The sequence below is a fragment of the Streptomyces sp. NPDC001508 genome, from assembly GCF_040298665.1.
Taxonomy (GTDB): Bacteria; Actinomycetota; Actinomycetes; order Streptomycetales; family Streptomycetaceae; genus Streptomyces.
This window is the reverse complement of the sequence record NZ_JBEPAP010000065.1, coordinates 40447-55709: the sequence shown is the minus strand read 5'-3', so window position 1 is coordinate 55709 and position 15263 is coordinate 40447. Positions and strand designations below refer to the sequence as shown.

11 protein-coding genes and 2 pseudogenes are annotated in these 15263 nt (G+C 72.2%); 10 read left to right on the top strand and 3 right to left on the bottom strand.

Annotated features, from left to right (window positions below; all coding sequences use genetic code 11):
• From ABT245_RS37545 to ABT245_RS37535, 3 genes and pseudogenes are all read left to right on the top strand, one after another.
• Positions 1–127 (top strand): annotated as a pseudogene (locus ABT245_RS37545) (transposase); the annotation flags it as partial.
• Positions 128–291: 164 nt separating this feature from the next.
• Complete coding sequence (locus tag ABT245_RS37540) at positions 292–969, top strand: GAP family protein (RefSeq protein WP_351743029.1); 678 nt, start codon at positions 292–294, stop codon at positions 967–969.
• A 216-nt stretch (positions 970–1185) separates the two neighbouring features.
• Positions 1186–2838 (top strand): glycoside hydrolase family 13 protein, encoded by a 1653-nt coding sequence (locus tag ABT245_RS37535; RefSeq protein ID WP_351743026.1) that lies wholly within the window; start codon positions 1186–1188, stop codon positions 2836–2838.
• Between the two features lie 57 nt (positions 2839–2895).
• On the opposite strand, the gene ABT245_RS37530 is transcribed toward ABT245_RS37535, so the two are convergent.
• Positions 2896–3573 carry a DUF4142 domain-containing protein gene (locus ABT245_RS37530; protein ID WP_351743023.1) on the bottom strand — a complete coding sequence of 226 codons (678 nt, stop codon included), beginning with the start codon at positions 3571–3573 and terminating at the stop codon, positions 2896–2898.
• 250 nt (positions 3574–3823) lie between these two features.
• On the opposite strand from ABT245_RS37530, the gene ABT245_RS37525 reads away from it, so the two are divergent.
• From ABT245_RS37525 to mgtA, 4 genes and pseudogenes are all read left to right on the top strand, one after another.
• A complete protein-coding gene (locus ABT245_RS37525) occupies positions 3824–4504 on the top strand; it encodes a DUF4328 domain-containing protein (protein WP_351743035.1) in 681 nt (226 codons plus the stop codon).
• 357 nt (positions 4505–4861) lie between these two features.
• A complete protein-coding gene (locus tag ABT245_RS37520; RefSeq protein WP_351743020.1) occupies positions 4862–5788 on the top strand; it encodes an MIP/aquaporin family protein in 927 nt (308 codons plus the stop codon).
• A gap of 363 nt (positions 5789–6151) precedes the next feature.
• Positions 6152–6514, top strand: coding sequence for an ArsR/SmtB family transcription factor (locus ABT245_RS37515; RefSeq protein WP_351743017.1), 363 nt, complete (start codon positions 6152–6154; stop codon positions 6512–6514).
• 88 nt (positions 6515–6602) lie between these two features.
• Positions 6603–9195 (top strand): annotated as a pseudogene (gene mgtA / locus ABT245_RS37510) (magnesium-translocating P-type ATPase); the annotation flags it as partial.
• Positions 9196–9394: 199 nt separating this feature from the next.
• Here the strand turns inward: mgtA and ABT245_RS37505 are convergent.
• Positions 9395–10945 carry an LCP family protein gene (locus tag ABT245_RS37505; RefSeq protein WP_351743015.1) on the bottom strand — a complete coding sequence of 517 codons (1551 nt, stop codon included), beginning with the start codon at positions 10943–10945 and terminating at the stop codon, positions 9395–9397.
• Between the two features lie 155 nt (positions 10946–11100).
• Here ABT245_RS37505 and tatA point away from each other — a divergent pair, with 155 nt between their 5' ends.
• The 3 genes from tatA to ABT245_RS37490 all read left to right on the top strand — a co-directional run bounded on the left by tatA (position 11101) and on the right by ABT245_RS37490 (position 13044).
• A complete protein-coding gene (gene tatA, locus ABT245_RS37500; protein WP_351743012.1) occupies positions 11101–11322 on the top strand; it encodes a Sec-independent protein translocase subunit TatA in 222 nt (73 codons plus the stop codon).
• A 243-nt stretch (positions 11323–11565) separates the two neighbouring features.
• Positions 11566–12651, top strand: coding sequence for an acyltransferase family protein (locus ABT245_RS37495; protein WP_351743032.1), 1086 nt, complete (start codon positions 11566–11568; stop codon positions 12649–12651).
• A 138-nt stretch (positions 12652–12789) separates the two neighbouring features.
• Positions 12790–13044, top strand: coding sequence for a hypothetical protein (locus tag ABT245_RS37490; RefSeq protein ID WP_351743009.1), 255 nt, complete (start codon positions 12790–12792; stop codon positions 13042–13044).
• A gap of 162 nt (positions 13045–13206) precedes the next feature.
• Here ABT245_RS37490 and ABT245_RS37485 read toward each other — a convergent pair whose 3' ends face one another.
• Positions 13207–15189: an N-acetylmuramoyl-L-alanine amidase gene (locus ABT245_RS37485; RefSeq protein WP_351743007.1), complete on the bottom strand. Its 1983-nt coding sequence runs from the start codon at positions 15187–15189 to the stop codon at positions 13207–13209.
• Between the last annotated feature and the right edge of the window lie 74 nt (positions 15190–15263).

Below are 15263 nucleotides of genomic sequence, written 5' to 3'. Positions count from 1 at the left end.
ACCACGGACACGATCCGTGCGCGCCGGATACGGAGTGAACGCGGTGGACCAGAACGCCCAACACCGTTCGGGGCGTTCGGCTGAGCACGGGTTCCAGCAACAGGACCCACTCCCGCACAGTCTCTAGGAACGGTGGGCGGGGTGTTCCTGCCTGGGTGTCGGGTGGGTCTCCCCTGTTCGGAGTTCACTGGGTGCGTCGGTCGCTGTGCGGCGTGACGATGGCTCCCGGGGCCGGTGGCGAACCGCCACCCCCGCGGCCCGCCCGACCTGTCTGCCCTTGCGGAGGCCATCGTGGGACACGCCGTCGGCGATGTGCTGGGCCTGGCAGCCGGTGTCGCCGTCAGTCCGCTGCCCATCGTGGCGATCATCCTCATCCTGGCCACTCCTCGCGGACGCCTCAACGGCCCCCTGTTCGCCCTCGGCTGGCTTCTGGGCCTTGCGGCGCTGGGCGCGATCATGCTGGCGGTCGGAGGGCCGGGCGGCGCATCCACGCACCAGCACCCGGCCACCTGGGTAGGAGCGCTGAAACTCGCCCTCGGCGCGCTCCTGGCACTGTTCGGCGTACGACAGTGGCGCCGACGCCCCGCCGACCCCTCGCAAGCACAGCTGCCGAAGTGGATGGCCGCGATCGACCGCTTCACGCCGGTCAAGGTCCTCGGACTGGGGCTCGCGCTGTCGGCGGCCAACGCCAAGAACGCCCCGCTGACCATCGCCGCCGGCGCCTCGATCAGCTCAGCCGGGCTCCCCCTTGCGCAACAGATCGGCGTACTCGCCATCTTTGTGATCATCGCCTCCGTCGGCGTCCTCGCACCGCCGGCCGTCTACCTCCTCATGGGCGAACGCGCGAAGAGCGTCCTCAGCGACTGGCGGGGCTGGGCCACCCGCCACAACGTCGCCGTCATGGCGGTCCTGTTCTTCGTCCTCGGCCTCAAACTCCTCGGAGACGGCATCAGCATCGTCGTCTCCTGAAGGACGGATCCGGTCGGCCGTTGTCAACACACCAGCTCTGCGCTCCCTTTGGGGCAGGAAACGCGGTTGGGGGCGCGTGGTGGGGTGGAGGGGGCTCACCTTGGTGTTGGGCGGCGGAAAGCGGGCGCGAAAGTTTCGCTTTCTGGGCAATGTGGACAGAGTTCCCGTAACCGGCGTCGACCAGGCTCGACCGTAGTCCGTGCGAAGGGAGTTGGTGTGACCGACATCTCGTCAAAGAACCCCGACTGGTGGCGACAGGCCGTGATCTACCAGGTCTATCCGCGCAGCTTCGCCGACGCCGACGGCGACGGGCTCGGTGACATCCGGGGCATCACCGAACGCCTCACCCATCTGAGCGCACTCGGCGTCGACGCCCTGTGGCTCAGCCCCTTCTACCCCTCCGAACTCGCCGACGGCGGCTACGACGTCGCCGACTACCGGGACGTCGACCCGCGCCTCGGCACCCTGGACGACTTCGACGCCATGGTCACCGAGGCACACCGTCTGGGCCTGAAGGTGCTCGTCGACATCGTCCCCAACCACACCTCGCACCAGCACCCGTGGTTCCAGGAGGCGCTGCGCGCAGGACCCGGCTCCGCCGCCCGCGACCGCTACGTCTTCCGTCCCGGCCGCGGCGCGCACGGCGAACTGCCGCCCACCGACTGGCAGTCGGTGTTCGGCGGCAGCGCCTGGCGGCGGGTGGCCGACGGCGACTGGTACCTGCACCTGTTCGCCCCCCAGCAGCCCGACCTCAACTGGGACAACGAGGACGTCCGCGCCGACTTCCGCATCACCCTGCGGTTCTGGTCGAACCGCGGCGTCGACGGCTTCCGTATCGACGTGGCGCACGCCCTCGCCAAGGATCTGACCGAACCACTGCGGGACATCGGCGACTTGAGCGCCCTCGGCGAGGAGGCCCTGGAACAGGTGCCGCCGGGCTCACACCCGTACTGGGACCGGGACGAGGTCCACGAGATCTACCGCGACTGGCGCAAGATCTTCGACGCCTACACCCCGCCGCGCACGGCGGTCGCCGAAGCCTGGGTCCCGGGCGCCCGCCGCGCCCTGTACGCCCGCCCCGACGAACTCGGCCAGGCCTTCAACTTCGAGTATCTTGAGGCGCGCTGGGACGCGGACGAACTGCGCCGGGTCATCACCGACTCGCTGGCCGCGGCCCGTACCGCGGGCGCCTCCGCGACCTGGGTCCTGTCCAACCACGACGTGATCCGGCACGCCTCCCGGCTGATGCTGCCGCCCGGCACCGACGACAACGCCTGGCTGCTGTCCGGCGGGCACGCACCGGCCGTCGACACGGCGGCGGGCCTGCGCCGGGCGCGCGCGGCGACCCTCCTCATGCTGGCGCTGCCCGGCTCCTCGTACGTCTACCAGGGCGAGGAACTCGGTCTGCCCGAGGTCGCCGACCTGCCCACCGTGGTGCTCCAGGACCCCATCTGGGAACAGACGGGCCATGTCCGCAAGGGCCGCGACGGCTGCCGGGTGCCGCTGCCGTGGACGACGACGGGTCCCTCGTACGGCTTCGGGCCGGGTGCCGCCTGGCTGCCGCAGCCGGCCTCCTTCGCCGGGTACGCGGTCGAGGCACAGGCCGGTACGGCGGGCTCCACGCTGGAGCTGTACCGCACGGCGCTGCGGCTGCGCCGCAAACTGCTGGAGGGCGAGACGCTGACCTGGGCGCCGGACGCCCCGCCCGGAGTCCTTCAGTTCGCCCGCTCGGAGGGCTGGCGGTGCGTGGCGAACCTGTCGTCGGCGCCGGTGCCGCTGCCGCCGGGGGAGGTGCTGCTCACCAGCGGGCCGCTGCCGGAGAACGCCACGGCGCTGCCCCCGGACACCACGGCCTGGCTCGGCGCGTAGCGGAACCGGGACCGGGACCGGGGCCGGGATCGGGGCCGGGATCGGGGCCGGGGTGTGTCACCCCGCCGTGGGGCTGCTGCTCGGCGGTGGGGTGAGGACCACCTGCGGCCGGCCGGGGGCCGGTGGGGGCGGGGTCAGCTCCGTGTCGGGCAGCTTCGGCGGGGTGGTCTCCTGGAAGAGCACCTGGTCGAAGTCGACCAGACCGGTCTTCTCCATGACGGAGATGTGGTCGAGGACCGTGGTGTTGGCCTGGTCCGCCAACTCCCGTACGAGGGTGTTCTTCGTCTGGGAGCGGATCTTCGCGATGGTGTTGAAGATCTGTCCGTGGGTCACCCGGAGGATGTTGGCGAAGTCGGAGTCGAACGTCCTGCCGCTGTCCGCGTTCAGTGTGTCGATGAAGCCCTGTTGCTGGGGGCTGGGCTGGTCGGGGATCGTGATGTTCAGCTGAGGGGCGATCTTCCGGCAGGTGGCGTCCAGCGCGGCGTGCCCGGACACGAGATGCTGTCCCGCGGTGAGCACGGCCTTTGACGTGCTCTTCTTCAGCGCCATCTGCCCGACCGGGTACTCCCACAGCCCCGCCGCCCGCACCTTGACCACGAAGTCCCGGTCCGCCTCGGTCAGCGGCCCCCACTGTGTCTGCGCGATGACGCGTGACGACGAACTCGACACCGTGGACACCCCGAGCATGCTCGGATACAGGAGCGCCACGAGGGTCAGACTCAGGGCACCTCCCACGAAGACAGTCCCCGCAGCATTACGCGAAACCCGCACCACGCCTCCCATCGTCCGACGGTCCCGCCCACAGGGACGACCCCTGCGACCACCGACCAGTACGGCCCCGACCCCCTCCCCGATCCTCTGCACTTGGCAAAACCTGACCCGCCGGGCAGGCATGGGCCGGGTAACCGGCCCGTGTGGCCAACTGACCGGCCTGCGTGGGTCGTTCTGGCATGTGACGGTAGCCGTGCGCGAGGATGCCTCGGTGATCGAAGAGACAGCCCCGCGTCCCGCCTTCCGGGCGGCCCGGCCCACGGCCCTGCTCGCGACAGCCCTGCTGCTCCTCGCCGGCGCCGCCTGGCTGGCCCGCGCCGTCTGGGAGATCAGACTCTCGGTGGCGGGCGAGCCGGCCTCGGGCCCACCGGACCAGGGCGACGGCAACCACCGGCCGCTGACCTCGCTGGAGGACGCCTACCACATCGTCGGCGCCGTGGGCGATGTCGTCGTCGTGCTGTGCGCCGCCGCGTTCCTCGCCTGGCTGTGGCAGGTACGGGACAATGCGCGGGCGCTGTCGGGCCGGCCGCCCAGGTACCGCGGGATCTGGGTCTACCTGGGCTGGATCGTGCCCGTCGTCAATCTCTGGGTGCCGCGCGGGCTGGTCGTGGATGTCCACCGGGCGAGCGCGCCGGACAAGCGGCTGCCGTTCGTGGTGAACGTGTGGTGGGCGTTGTGGCTGATCGGCATGCTGAGCGGGGTCGGCCTGATCTCCCGGGAGTCCCGGGACGGGCTCATCGAACGCGCCTACTCGGATGTGTGGCAGTTGCTGGTGTCCGACGCGGCCGTCGTGGGCGCGGCCGTGGCCGCGGTGTTCGTCGTCCGGGCCGTCACGTCGGTGCAGAGCGAACGCGCGGCGGGCGGGCCGGCACCCACCGGCGCGGACGGCGCGTAGACCATCGGGTGTGACCGCGCCGGGAGTTCAGCCGGTCCCATGGCCTGCGCGCAGGGCGTTCACGGCTGTGCGGGCCGCCGTGCCGATCATCGCCTCCGCGGTGGTGCGCCCGCTCACCGGACCGCCCCGCCTCGCCCCCGCCCCGGCCGGTCAGTAACCCGGGACGGCGGCACAGCCTGTTTGCTGCGGTGCCCGGCGGCCCCTCCTGACCGGGGCCGGGGCCAGTCACCGTGCGCAAGTAGGCCTGTCACTGTGTGTAAGTGATCCCCTTCGTTGGGTAGTCGTCGCGGTGGCGGAATGCGAATTCTGCGCAACGATGGTGTTACTGACCGCAATGTTCCCTGCAAGGGGGTACCGATGGCTGTGGAAATCCCTCCCCTGGTGAAACCCTCCGCGCTCAAGCAGCGCGGAGGGCTTCTGGGGGAATGCCTGGCGGAATTCCTGGGGACGCTGGTCCTCGTCGCGTTCGGCTGCGGCTCGGTCGCGGTGGCGGTCGCGGGTCTTCCCGGGTCGGGCCGCACGTCGGGGCCCACGACCTTCTTCATCAGCGCCGGGGACTGGCTGCTGATCACCTGGGGCTGGGGACTGGCCGTCGTCTTCGGCGTGTACGTGGCCGGCGGCGTCAGCGGCGCCCACATCAACCCGGCGGTGACGCTGGCGTTCGCGGTGCGCCGCAAGTTCTCCTGGGTCAAGGTCGCGCCGTACTGGCTGGCCCAGGTGACCGGCGGCTTCGTCGGGGCGGCGCTGGTGTACGGCGTCTACCACGACGCGATCAACACCTTCGACCGGACGGTGAGCGGCCCGAAGACCAACGGGCACACGCTCACCACGTTCTCGATCTTCGGCACCTTCCCTGCGCCGTACTTCCACGGCGGGATCTGGGGGCCGCTGGTCGACCAGATCGTCGGCACCGCGTTCCTGGTCCTGTTCATCGTCGCCCTCATCGACCTGCGCAACACGGCCGTGCGGGCGAACCTCGGGCCGCTGCTGATCGGGTTCGCGGTCGTCGCCGTCGGCATCTCCTACGGGCCGAACGCGGGGTACGCCATCAACCCGGCCCGCGACTTCGGGCCGCGCCTGTTCACCTGGTTGGCCGGATGGAACCAACTCGCGCTGCCCGGCTCGCTGCCCGGTTCGTTCAGCGCGTACTGGTGGATCCCGATCGTCGGACCCCTGGTCGGCGGGGTGGTCGGGGTGCTGGTCTACGACCTGTTCATCGGCGACGTCCTGCACATCCGCGCCGCCCAGGCCGAACTCCCGGAGCCCGGCCGCACACGGGCGTAGCGCTCCGCGGGGCCGGCCGGGCTGGGGCCGTCGGTCGGCTGGGGGTGCTGTGTGGGGTGGGGCCGGCTGGGTGGTCGGTCGGCTGGGGGTGCGTTGTGGTCGGCCGGGTGGGGCGGTCGGTTGGCTGGGGGTGCTGTGTGGGGTGGGGCCGGACGGGTGGTCGGTCGGCTGGGGGTGCGTTGTGGTCGGCCGGGATGGGTCGTCATTCGTCTGCGGCGGCGTTGTGGCTGGTCGCGCCCGCGCGGCGGGGCCGCAGGGTGATACAGCCCCGTGCCCCTTCCGGTTCCGGGCGCGCTGCCGTGCCCGCATACACTTGGGCGGCGCTGGATGAGGCCGTGAGCCGGGTGGACGGGAGAGGGAGCCGTGGGGCGATTCGTCGGTGGCTTTCAGGATCCGTCCGCCGAGGTGCTGGCGGAGGCGGCCGCCGCCTTCGGGCTGCTCGCCTCGACGGCCCGGCTGCACATCATGTGGGCGCTGTCCCAGGGCGAGAGCGACGTCACCCATCTCGCCGACCGGGTCGGCGGGGCCCTGCCCGCGGTCAGCCAGCATCTGTCCAAGCTGAAGCTGGCCGGCCTGGTCCGCTCCCGCCGCGAGGGCCGACGGCAGGTCTACTACGTCGACGACCCCGACGTCGTGACGGTGGTCCGGCTCATGGTCGGACAGCTGGCCGCCCGCGCCGAGTTCCCGTCCGTACCGCGCCGCAGGGCGCACGGAACCGGTGGCTGAGCGCTCCGCGGGATCGGCCGGGACGGGTCGTCGGTCGGCTGCGGGCGCGTTGTGGCTGGGTGCGTCCGCGCGGCGGAGCCGCAGGCTGATACAGCCCCGCGCCCTTCGGGGCGCGGCCGGACCGCAGCGGACATCTCCCGACTGGCTCGGGAAGGCCGCGGCCTCGGGGCCGGGCCCGGCCCTGCACGTTCTGCGGCAGCTGGAGACCGGGCCGCGCGGGCTGACGGACGACGAGGCCGCGGACCGGCTGGCCCACGCCGGGGAGAACACCCTCCCGGACCGGCAGGACGCCTCCTGGCTCCGGCTCCTCGTCCGCGGCGTCCGGGACCCGTTCACCGCGGTGCTGCTGTGCCTCGGCCTGGTCTCCGCCGCCGTGTACGCCTGGGGCACCGCCTGTGTGATCCTGCTGCTGGTCGCCGTCAGCTGCGTACTGCGCGCATCCGGGGAACACCGGGCCGACCGGTCCATGGCCGGGCTGCGCGAACTGGTCGCCACCACCTCCACCGTGCTGCGCCGCGCCGACGGGGCGACCGCGCCGGCCGCCCGGGAGATCCCGGTCGCGGAGCTGGTCCCCGGCGACATCGTGCGGCTCGGCGCCGGTGATCTGGTCCCGGCGGACGTCCGCCTGCTGCGGGCCGGCGGGCTGACCGTGCACCAGGGCGCGCTCACCGGAGAGTCGGCGCCCGTCGCGAAGAGCGCCGCGGACGCCCACCACCCGGACGGCGCGGCGGGGTTCGACCAGCCGCAGCTGTGCTTCCAGGGCAGCAGCGTCGTCTCCGGCAGCGCCACCGCCGTCGTCGTCGCCACCGGGGCGCACACCCGGCTGGCCGCGGCCCAGGGGCAGGCGGCCCGGCCGCGCGAGCCGAGCGCCTTCGAGCAGTCGGTGAACGGCATCTCGTGGATCCTGATCCGTTTCATGCTGCTCACCCCGCCGCTGGTGCTGATGGCGGGCGCCGCCCTGCGCGGACGCGGCCTGGAGACCCTGCCGTTCGCCGTCGCCGTGGCCGTCGGGCTCACCCCGGAGATGCTGCCGGTCGTCGTCACCACCTGTCTGACCCGGGGCGCGGCCCTGCTGGCCCGTACCCACGGCGTGATCGTCAAGCGGCTCCCGGCGCTGCACAACCTGGGCGCCGTCGACACACTGTGCCTGGACAAGACCGGCACCCTCACCCAGGACCGGCCCGTCGTCGAGCGGGCCCTCGACGCGGACGGCCGCGCCGACCCGGACGTACTGCGCTGGGCGGCCGTCAACGCCTGGTGGACCCTGCAACTGGCCGACCTGCCCGCACCGGACGCCCTGGACGAGGCGGTCCTGGACGCGGCCGACGAGGCCTGCCTCCTGGCGTACGAGGGAGTGGCCGCCCTGCCGTTCGACCCCGTGCGCCGGCTGTCCACCGCGGTCGTGCGCACCCCGCACCGCCTCGGCACACACACCCTCGTCGTCAAGGGCGCCGTGGAAGCCGTCCTGGAGCGCTGCGCGCTGGCCGAGGAGGAACGTCAGCGGCTGGCGGACCTCGCCGACCGGACGGCGCACGAGGGGCTGCGGATCCTGGCGGTCGCCACCGCCGAACGCCCCGCCCGCGCCCGCGACCACACCCCGGCCGACGAGCGCGGGCTGACCTTCCGCGGCCTGGTCACCTTCCACGACGCCCTCGCGCCCACCGCCGCCGACGCGCTCGCCGCGTTCGCCGAGAAGGGAGTCGGCGTCAAGGTCCTCACCGGCGACCACCCGGGCACCGCGGCCCGCGCCTGCCGCGACCTCGGCATCCCGCTCGGCCCGGACGCCGTGGTGACCGCCGACCGGCTCGACGGCCTCACCGACGCCGAACTCACCGCACTGGCCCGGCGTACGACCGTCTTCGCCCGCTGCACCCCCGAGCACAAGGCGCGCGTAGGGGCCGCGCTGCGGGCCGGCGGGCACACCGTGGGCTTCCTCGGCGACGGCGTCAACGACCTGCCCGCGCTGCGCGCCGCGGACGTCGGCATCGCCCCGCGCGACGCCGCGGACGTGACCCGGGAGAGCGCCGACGTCGTCCTCGCCGAGAAGGACCTCACCGCGATCGGGCACGCCATCGAGGCCGGCCGGCACAGCGGCGGCAATGTCGCCGGGTATCTGCGGATCACCTTGTCCTCCAACCTCGGCAACGTCATCGCCATGCTCGCGGCGGGCCTGCTGATGCCGTTCCTGCCGATGCTTCCGGCGCAGGTCCTCGTGCAGAACCTGTGCTTCGACACCGTCCAGCTCGCCTTCGCCCACGACCGCCCGCACCCCTCGGTGCTGCGCCGCCCCACGGTGCTCAGCCCGCGCGAGGTACTGCGTTTCATCACCGGTTTCGGCCTCCTCAACGCGTTCGCCGACCTGGCCACGTTCGCCGTCCTCGCCCTGTCCCTGCACGGGCCGGGCACCGGCGACGACGAAGCGATCTTCCCAGGCCCTGGTGATGGTGCTGCTGCGCACCGGCCGCCGACTGGTCGCGGAGCGGGCGCTCGGCCCGGTCGGCTGGGCGGCGATGGGGCTGGCCGTCATCGGGGTCGCCCTGCCCCCGTCGCCGCTCGGCCCGGCGCTCGGTCTGACCACGCTCCCAGGCGCGTACTACCCGCTCCTCGGAGTCGTCCTCGCCCTGTACGCCGCCGCGCTGGTCTGGGCGCGGGGCCGCTACGAACGCTCGCCCGCGGGCCGCGGAGCCCAACCCGCCCCTGAGGAGCGGCTTCCCGAGGAGCGGCTTCCCGAGGAACGGCTTCCCGAGGAACGGCTTCCCGAGGAACGGATTCCCGAGGAGCGGCTTCCCGAGGAACGGATTCCCGAGGAACGGCTTCTGAGAAGGGACCCGCGGCCGGCCAGGGGAGGGCGGACCGGCCGCGGGAGCCGGATCGCGCGGCTCAGCCGCCCGCGCCGTAGGTGAGGTTGGAGCACAGGTCGTCGTCGGCCGACCGGGCGTCGTCCGCGACCGAGCCGGGCACGGCGGCCGGGGTCGGCGAGGCCGCGGCGGAGTCGGCGTAGGAGGCGCCCACGACCACATCGAGGACCGCGTCGCCGATCGCCTCAAGCCGGGCGCCGGGAAAGAGCTTGGCGGCGGTCTCGGCCTGGGTGCGCAGTCCGGGCCCGTACTGGACGACCGTGCCGGTGTACTCCCGGCTGCTCGCGTTGCCGGTACCGGTCACGGTGAAGCCGTGCCGGGTGAGCAGTTGCGCCGCCTCGGAGGCGAGGCCGCCGGTGGTGGTGCCGTTGTAGACGGCGAGCGAGACGCCCTCGCCCGAGACGCTTTCGGTGGGGCCGGGCGAGGCCGCGGCGGTGGCCTTCGGCTTCCGCCTGCCACTGGCGTCCTTGCCGTCGATGGTGCGGTCGGCCCTGAGCGCGGCCCACAGGCCGGAGGCGTCCGGCTCGACGACCGCGACCCGCGAGCCCTCGTAGCGCCAGGGGATGGTGACGAACTTGGTGTTGCGCAGGTCGATGTCCTTGAGGGACATCGCGAACGAGATGAGCTTGTTCGCCGTGCCGAGGCCGGGGTCGACGGTCATCGACTTGGTGGCGGCGGTGGCCAGCGGCAGCAGCTTGGTCGGGGTCAGGCCCTCGCTCTTGATCTGCTTGAGGAGGCTGGAGACGAACGCCTGCTGGCGCTTGATGCGGCCGATGTCGGAGCCGTCACCGATGCCGTGCCGGATCCGTACGTAGTCCAGGGCCCGCTGCCCGGAGACGGTCTGCACGCCCTTGTGGAAGACGAGGCCGCCGCGGGAGGCGCGATGGGGGTTGAGGTCGTTCTGGTAGATGTCGTCGGGCAGACACACCTTCACCCCGCCGACCACGTCGGTGAGCGCGGCGAAACCCTTGAAGTCGACGACGACGGTGTGGTCGACGCGCATCCCGCTCAGCTGCTCCACCGTGTTCTGGGTGCAGGCCGGATTGCCCGTCCGGGTCTGCCCGACGGAGAACGCCGTGTTGAACATGACGTCGGTCTGCGTCTTCGTCCAGCTGCCGTCGGGCAGTTTGCACGGCGGGATGGTCACCAGGGTGTCGCGGGGGATGGAGACGGCTATCGCGTGCTGGTGGTCGGCGTAGACATGGAGCAGGAACGCGGTGTCCGAGCGGCCCATGTCGTCCTTGTTGCCGCCGCCGAGCGCGGCGTTGCCGTCGGTGCGCGCGTCGGAGCCGATGACCAGGACGTTCTGGCCCTTGGACGCGGCGGCGTCGGGGCGGTTCCTGGACAGGCCGCCCGCGTCGAAGGTGTTGATGTCGCCGTTCAGCTTGAGGTAGATCCAGCCGAGGCCGGCCGTGCCGAGCACCACCAGGGCGAGGGTGACCAGGAGCGCGGTGCGCCACGGGCCGCGTCTGCGGCCACGGGCCGCGCGCCGGCCGTGCGGGGCGCCGCGCCGGGACGGTGCGTCACGGCGCCGGTGAGACGAGGGTGTGTCAACGTCCCTGGTGGTGGTCATCCGCGCGCCCTCATCCGTCCGACTCGTCCAGACTCATGCAGAGGGGACGCCTCGCCCCGCCCCATGGTTGTACAGTTGCGCAATGTAGCAACGATGGCAGATGGTACGCCGCCCGGGTCCGTACCGCTGCCCGGTGAGGAAGAGAGGAGGGCCGGATGCTCCGCAACGGACTGGAACCGTGGCACCTGCTGATCGTGGCGGTCGTGATCATCCTGCTGTTCGGCTCGAAGAAGCTGCCCGACGCCGCCCGTGGGCTGGGCAAGTCGATGCGCATCCTCAAGAGCGAGGCGAAGGCCATGAAGGACGAGGACGGCACGCGGACGCCCGAGGTCCCGCCCGAGGGCGCGTCCGCGCGCCCCACCGCGGAGAGCCGCTGAGGCGAGCGGTTCGGCAGCGCCCCAAAGAAACAGCCCCGAAGAAACAAGGGGGCGCGGGGCCGTATCGACTTGCGGCTCCGCCGCGCGGGCGCGTCCAGCCACGACGCCGGCCGGGTTTACGAATGCGACGACGGGTGACTACGGTGCCGGACGGGGGCCGTAGCCGTTCCCCGCGCAGCCGAAGCGAAGGGGTGTTCCGCTCTGTCCGGTATCTCGGGTACCTCCGGTTTCCGACGGGAAGGGATTCTCACCGACACGCCGCCCTCGGGTGGTCCCCGTCCGGAACCGGCCGCGCCACCGGACCCCGGCGGCCGGCGGGACGCGTTCTTCGACAACGCGAAGTACGCGGCCATCGTGCTCGTCGCCGTGGCACACGCCTGGGAGCCGCTGCGCTCGGACAGCCGCGCCGTCACCGCCCTCTACACGCTCGTCTACGCCTTCCACATGCCGGCGTTCATCGTCGTCTCCGGCTACTTCTCGCGGACCTTCGACGCGAGCCCGGCCCGGCTCAAGCGGCTGATCACCGGGGTCGCCGTGCCCTACGTGGTCTTCGAGATCGCGTACACCTGCTTCACCCGGTGGACGGACGACGCCCCGGACCGGCCGATCAGCCTGCTGGACCCGCTGTATCTGACCTGGTTCCTGGCGGCCCTGTTCATCTGGCGGCTGACCACCCCCGTCTGGAAGCTCGTGCGCCGGCCGCTGCCGGTCGCCCTCGGCATCGCGATGCTCGCCACCCTGCCGCCGTCCATCGGCAAGGACCTCGACCTCCAGCGCGTCCTGCAGTTCCTGCCGTACTTCGTGCTCGGCCTGTGCCTGCGGCCCGAGCACTTCCGGCTGGTGCGCCGCCGCGCCGCGCGGATCGCGGCCGTGCCGGTGTTCGCCGTCGCGCTGGCCGTGGCGTACTGGGCGGTGCCGCGGATGAACTACGCCTGGTTCTTCCACCGTACGAGCGCCGAGCAACTGGCCGCGCCCGCCTGGTACGGGCCGGTGATGGCGCTCGCCACCTTCGGCTGCTCGGTGACCCTGGTCGCCTGCTTCCTGGCCTGGGTGCCGGGGCGCCACCTGTGGTGCACCGCGCTGGGTGCGGGCACCCTGTACGGCTATCTCCTGCACGGCTTCGTCCTGCAGTGGTCCAAGCCCGCGGGCTGGTACGACCCCGAGTGGCTCTACCGGCCGGCCGGCGCGGTGGTGCTGACCCTGGTCGCCGCGGCCGGGGTGACGCTGCTGTGCACACCGCCGGTGCAACGGATGTTCCGGTTCGTCATGGAGCCCAGGATGACCTGGGCCTTCCGCCGCGACCCCGCCCGCACCGCGCCCACGCGCTGACCCCGGCCACATGCCGGCACGCGCGCCCCGCGGCTCCGTGCGGCCGGCCCAAGCTTTCGGCAAGGTTCGCTCACGGCGGCACCCGGTCCGGCTGCCGCTGCGGTGTCCGCGACCCCCGGTGGCTCGAAGGCGCCCGCCGTGACGTGCTACCTCTACGTTTCCGACAAGTACGGCTACTACAACGTGCGCAGCGCCAAGTCCGCTACCGCGAACCTGATCGTGAAATACACGGGCACCCGTCTGCCCACATGGCAGAACGGATGCTCTTCAGAGCCCGGAGGGACCTACCGGTGTGCGACGGGCGAGCCCCAGGACAACTGGTGGATCCCGGTGAACTACAACGGCCGCAAGGGCTACGTGGCTGAATACTGTGCGGGCGGCCTGGGGGCCTAGGGCGGCCCTAGTCGGACAACTGCCGTGCGCCGGGCGGCGGTTCACATGTCCGCCGCCCCGCGCACGGCACGGTCCGGCCGCCCGTCGTCCCGCGTTCGAGCGCGGACGCCTGTCGGCCGGACCTCGGTGGCGGCAGTCCGGCCACAGACAGCCGGGGCGGGGTTACTTGGACTGGGGCTGGGCGGGTTGCTCGGGGGGTGTCCCTGGGGCGTTGATGACATCCACGTCGCTGGCGCGGACGTAGGCGAGGCGGTGGCCGAACTGGATCTCGTAGTACTCCTCGCTGCCCTTCACCACCGGGCTCGGCGAGTGGACGAAGGCGGACCGGTCGGTGTAGGAGCCGGTCAGCCGGGCCCCGGTGGCATAGCGCTGGCCCGCGGCGATGGTGTACGGCAGCGGCGCCTCGGTCGCCTTCTCGATGTCCGCCGGGTAGGCGGCGCCCTCCGGCAGGGCCCGCCCGTACACCGGGATCTCGGTCAGGCCGTCCTTCGGTGTCACCATCTTGCCCGCCGCGCCGACGGCCGTCGGGTGGTCCTTCGGGTTCCTGAACCACGCCTTGTGGCCCAGGTACCAGATCGCCGTCCAGTCGCCCTGGCGTCCGGCGACCGCATACGTCTGGCCTGCGGAGACCCGCGAGCCCAGGTCGTTGACGTCCGTCGTGGAACTCTCTCCGTCCGGGCGCCGGCCCCGGTCCTGGATCAGCGGGGCACTCTCGCGCGGCTCGGTGTACAGCCGTACGGCGCTGGAGCCGTGCGCCGCGCACGGCTGGCCGTCCCCGGTGCAGCCCGTGTACGTCGGCCTGTGCGTGGCGTAGTCCGGCAGGATGGTCACCATCGCGCTGTCCGCCCCGGCCGTGGCCTTCAGCGGCGCGCCGAGCAGGTCGAAGTAGTGCCGCCAGTCCCAGTAGGGGCCCGGGTCGTCGTGCATGTCGGGAATGGTGTCGCCGGTCGGTGCGGGCACGTTGTCGTGGCCGAAGATGTGCTGCCGGTCCAGCGGGATGCCGTACTTCTTCGCCAGATAGCGCACGAGCCGGGCCGACGACTGGTACATCTCCTCCGTGTACCAGGCGTCGGGCTGGGTGAGGAAACCTTCATGCTCGATGCCGATCGACCGGGCGTTCACAAACTTGCTGCCCGAGTGCCAGGCCTCGTCCTTGGTCCTGATGTGCTGGGTGATGTGGCCGTCGCTCGAGCGCACCGAGTAGTGCCAGGACGCCTCCGTCGGGTCCTGGATGGTCTTGAGCATGGAGTCGAGGGACGCCTCGGTGTCGTGGATGACGATGTACTCGATCTTCTCGTCGCGGGGCCGGTCGGCCAGGTCGTGGTTGCCGTACTCGTCCTCGAACTGGACGTACGGCGCGCTGAGCCAGGAACAGGTCACCTCCTGCGGGCACTCGACCTGCTGGGGCCGGTCCGGGTCCTTCGGTGCCGGCTGCGGGCGCGGGCGCACGTTCGGCTGGGCGGCCAGGGTGACCTGCTGCCCGTCCTCGGTGGTGCGCTGCGCGCCCTTGCGGATCAGCGCGAAGACATCGTTCGCGAAGGTCGTCGCCGTGGCGGCGTCGGTCGAGCCCGGGAACCGGGCCACCGCCTCCCACCAGTCGGCCGGGTTGTCGCTGAGCGGCTTGCCGAGTTCCCGCTGGGTCGCCGCCAGCACCGCGGCGCCGCCGCGCACATTGGCGCCGGGGTCGGTGCGCACCCGCTCCGTCGGGGCGCCGATCAGCCGGGCGGCGCGGCGCAGCTCGGCCGGTTGCAGGGACGGGCGGCTCATCGGGAGCGGTGCGCGCGGCGGCGGCCCGGCGAGGTTCTGTTCCTCGGTCGGCGGCGGCCCCGAGGAGGCGGCGGGCGGCATCCGGGCCCCGTCGACCAGGTGCATCGGCCCGTACCCGCCGGCGACGCTCGGGGCGCCGGAGTGTGTGTCCCAGCGTGACTGGAGATAGGAGACGCCCAGGAGCACGCTCTGCGGCACGTGGTACTCCTTCGCGGCGGCCTGGAAGTCATGCTGCAGGCTCCGGTCGTCCGGCGTGTCACCGCCACCGGGCGGGATGATCAGCAGGGGGAGCGCGAGCACCGAGGACGCGGCCACACAGACCGTCAGCCGGTGGCCGCGCAGGGCGATGAGGACACGGGAGGCGACACGTTTCTTCATTGCAGGTGACTCCAACGGGCTCGTCGCAACATGGACAAGCGCAACCAGGACAAGGGAGTTGCCCCGCACGCCAC